3 protein-coding genes and 2 pseudogenes are annotated in these 3916 nt (G+C 66.3%); 2 read left to right on the forward strand and 3 right to left on the reverse strand.

What is annotated here, in order from left to right; all coding sequences use genetic code 11:
- The 3 genes and pseudogenes from A2J02_RS08155 to trmB all read right to left on the reverse strand — a co-directional run.
- A pseudogene (locus A2J02_RS08155) lies at positions 1-537 on the reverse strand (MMPL family transporter); the annotation flags it as partial.
- Entirely contained in the window at positions 538-1242 is a 705-nt protein-coding gene (locus tag A2J02_RS08160) for an NYN domain-containing protein (RefSeq protein ID WP_068049106.1), read from the reverse strand.
- Positions 1239-1997, reverse strand: coding sequence for a tRNA (guanosine(46)-N7)-methyltransferase TrmB (gene trmB / locus A2J02_RS08165; RefSeq protein ID WP_068049111.1), 759 nt, complete (start codon positions 1995-1997; stop codon positions 1239-1241). Before trmB ends, A2J02_RS08160 begins: the two co-directional genes overlap by 4 nt.
- A 212-nt stretch (positions 1998-2209) precedes the next feature.
- On the opposite strand from trmB, the gene A2J02_RS08170 reads away from it, so the two are divergent.
- Positions 2210-3238, forward strand: a complete 1029-nt coding sequence (locus A2J02_RS08170) for a hypothetical protein (RefSeq protein ID WP_156516145.1) — start codon at positions 2210-2212, stop codon at positions 3236-3238.
- Positions 3235-3916: pseudogene (locus A2J02_RS08175) on the forward strand (hypothetical protein); the annotation flags it as partial. The gene A2J02_RS08170 and the pseudogene A2J02_RS08175, both read left to right, overlap by 4 nt.

Raw genomic sequence — 3916 nt, forward strand, 5'->3', positions numbered from 1 at the left:
CGTCGACTGCAATGCCCCCGCGACGGCCTGCAGGCCTGTCACCTGCACGTCCACGCCGTCGATGTAGAAGACATCCTTGACGGCCTGGAAGTTGTTGGTCAGTTCGGTGTCGTTGGCTCCGGCGATGGCGATGCTGGCGATGGCGTGCTGTTTGTCGGTGGTGCCGAGTGCAGCGAGGTTGGGCGCGCCCGTCCCGGGAAAGTACGTGCCGTTGATCTTCTCTATCTGGTCCGGATGGTCGGCAACCAGAGAGTTCAAGTTGTCGGTGATCGCCGACTGGAACGCCGGATCATCGATGGTCGAGCCCTCGGGAGCGGTGTAGAGGACGATGACGTCGCCCTGCTTGTCGCGACCGAAGGTCGTGTCTGCCAGACGGGCAGCCTCAGCCGATTCCGACGTCGGATCGTCCCAACCGCTCTGACTGAGATGGCTGTTGAGATCGAGACCGTAGGCGGCGAAGCCCAGCAGTCCGGCCACCATGACACCGATAACGGTGTACCGCAGCCGGTAGACGATGTCTCCCCATCTGGCGAACACTTAAGAAACTCCTTGGCGCCCGACGAGCAGGGCGGACAGCGGTCGGAAGGGCTGCAGCCACGCGCCCTCGTCGGGGAGCGAATCGAGACTCACCCGAGGCAGTGGCTCACGGAAGACGCCCGGGATGTCCTCGAGGTCGAGGAATTCCAGGATGTCCGACGTGACAGCCCAGCTTGCGTGCTCCCGGAATCCCAGTACCTGTACGGGCACTCCGGTCGCTGCGATGGCCTCCAGTGGCCCCTTGAACGCTTGACCGTCGGCGGACGCGACCATGACACCGGCAAGGCCGCCGTCACGGTTGCGGAAGTCGATGTGGTCGAGCATGTCTGCGTCGACGTCACTGTCTTCGTCGACCTTGGGCTTGGCGAACACCGCGAAACCCACGTTACGCAATGCTTCGACCCAGGGTCGGACGACATCTGCGCTGCCGGGGGCGATGTTGGTGAACACCGTGGCCTCGGGTTCGAGCGTCGCGGTGCCCGAGGCGGAGAGTTCGGCGGTGCGGCTGAGCAGCCATCGGCCCAGGGCATCGAAGCGCGGACGGTAGGCGGCGGTGGGTCGGCCACCCAGAATTGCGCCCAGTCCCATGTCCAGGTTCGGGGCATCCCAGACCAGCAGGACGCGTTTGCTGTGGCGCGTTTCACCGATGGCGCCGAGTTCTGAGGGGTCGACCACGGTGTCGGGCATGTCCGTACTGACGCTCATGCTGTCTTCTTTCCCCAGATCAATTCCGTCACCGAGCTACCGACCAGCTGTGCCTTGCCCTCGAACTTGGTCACCGGTCGCTCGTGTGTCATGGGCGATTCCCAATCGAGAACGGTCAAACCGGGCTCGGCGTTCCCGGCCTCGGCAATCCACTCAGCGTATTCGGCATGATCGGTTGCCACGTGCAGAACGCCACCGGGCTTCAACCGATCCGCGATCATCGCGAAAGTCGGCCCCTGCAGCAGCCGACGCTTGTGGTGCCGAACCTTGGGCCACGGGTCGGGGAAGAAGACGCGGACGCCGGTGAGCGACTCCGAGGACAGCATGTTCTCGAGCACGTCCATCGCGTCACCGCGCAGCAATCGAACGTTCTCGATGCCTTCTCGTTCGATCTGTTGCAGTGTCTGCGCCAGGCCGGGGCGGTAGACCTCGACGGCCATGAGGTTGACGTGCGGCTCGGCCGAGGCCATCGCCGTGGTGGCCGTGCCGGTACCCGAGCCGATCTCGAGGATCGCCGGGCCGCTGCGCCCGAACCAGGCGTCGATGTCGATCTGCTCGTCGGCGACGTCGCGGCCGATGCGCGGCCACAGGCTGTCCCAGGTGGTCTGCTGCGCCTCGGTCAGCGCTCCGCGCCGAGAGCGGAAACTCGTCACGCGTGGGTAGAGCCGTGAGCCCCGTTCCTGGGTCTGCACGGCGTTCTCCTCGGTGTCGACAGAGGTGTCCTGGGGCTCGTTCACCGGTCCATTGTCGCGCATCGACGGGGCGTGTGACAGGTGGGTCTCGAGTTGAAGTTGAGACTTGCCGTCCAACCGCTGATCAGCGGTGGGACGCACCCGACTAATTACAACGATGCAATTCGTTTCGATCGGCTCGCGAGCGCCCGCATGTGCCAGAATCGGTGCCGCAGCAGGGGGCTGTGCGTCGCGTCCGGAAAGTGGCGGCGGGATCGTTCTGGGGGGAATCGATCATGGATGTCGCCGAGGCCGGTCTGGGCCTGTTGCGTGACCGGGTCGCGTCGACCGACGCACGCGAGGCCGTCGAAAACGCCGTCCACGATCGCCTGCTGCCGCTGACCGCACGGGTGACCGGCCGCGCCGGCGTCGGGAAATCCGCTGTTCTCGCCGTTCTCGAGTCGGTGCCGCTCGACGCCGACGGCTTCGATGTCCGATGGCGCGAGGGCAGGACGGACAACAGCGAGGGCGAAGTGCTCGTCCACGTGATCGCGGGAGCGGTGTCGCCGGTCGACATGGCATTGCTGAGTTCGAGGCCGAGGGGTGTTCTGGACGGGACCGTCGTCGTGCTGACGAAGGCGGACACACTCGACGATCCCGCAGCAGACGCAGCAGCGGCCTCACAGCAGCTGGGGCGGACGGTGTTGCCGGTGATGGGAGCGACCGCGGCAGGCATGCGGGGAGTGGGCCGAGCCGGCGCGCCTCTGGACATGGCCGACGTACGAGCCGTTGCGGCGGCCGATCTGCGCCCGACCGATCTGATGACCGTCGATCGGTTTCGCGCCGTCGACATCGAGGTGTCGACGCGTCGCAGAGAAGCTCTGATCGAATGCATCGAACTGCGTGGTCTCGCCCTGCTGGTCGACGTACTGCGGCAGCGACCCGCCGTGTCCGACGGCGATGCGGTGCGCATGCTGGCCGACGCCACCGGGGCCGATGCCCTGATCGCCGCGGTCTCCACGGCCGTGTCGGCGGCCGCAGCGGCTCGGGACGCCGAGCTGCATCGCAGCATGCAACAGATCTCCGCCGGTCATCGGCGTGTTCGTGCCGCTGTCGAGTCGTACCTGGCCTCGGACGAGGCGGTGGCTGCCGAAATGCGCTGTGCAGCTCTACGTCTGGGAGTGCCGATCGAGACCGGTTCGGAGCAGGTCGCGTCGGAGCAGGCGGTGCTGTGGAAGAGGCGGGCGGCCGCAGCCGTCGATCCCGACGTACGTCGCGCCGCACTCGCACTGTGCCGAGGCCACGTACGAATGCTGCGCCGGTGATCCCGCTGTCGGAGGACATGAAAAGTGTTCTACGACGCTGGGATTCCAGTGCCCTGGACGAGATCGAGCGCGCCAGGGTCAGTCGACCTGCCGGGGTTCACCTCACCGGTACTGCAGGGTCGGGCAAGTCCGAACTGCGCCGTGAGCTGTCCCGGCTCGTCGGTTCCGCCATTGAATTCACGGATTCGGTGGCCGATGCGGCGGTCGTGATGATCGTCGTCGACGCGTCGGCCCCGGTGGGTCGCGTCGAGGTCGAGCAGTGGCGAGCAGCCCTCGAATCCACACCGGTCGTGTTCGTGGTGAACAAGATCGACGTGCATCGGCACTGGCGTGAGGTGGTTTCTGCCGACACCGATGTCGTTGCCGAGTGCGTCCCACGGGCGGTGGAGTGCACGTTCCATCCGGTTTCGGTTCGGTTGGCGCGGATGGGCCGGGAGAGCGGTGACGCTGCGATGTCCGCGGAGTCGGGTCTCGGAGCAGTGGCGGACCGGCTCGGCGTTGTACTGCTGCAGACCGCGGCTCTCGGAACCGAGCGTAAATATGCTGCGGCAGTGCAGGACTGCGCATCCGGAGCCAGAGCGTCGATCGTGGCGAGAGCGCGCGCGGTGACCGGCGGTAGTGATACGGCCGAACTCCGTGCGCGGCGAGCCGAGCTCGTCGGCGAACGGGACAATCTCG

Source organism: Rhodococcus sp. EPR-147 (genome assembly GCF_001647185.1).
In the GTDB taxonomy this organism is placed as follows: domain Bacteria; phylum Actinomycetota; class Actinomycetes; order Mycobacteriales; family Mycobacteriaceae; genus Rhodococcoides.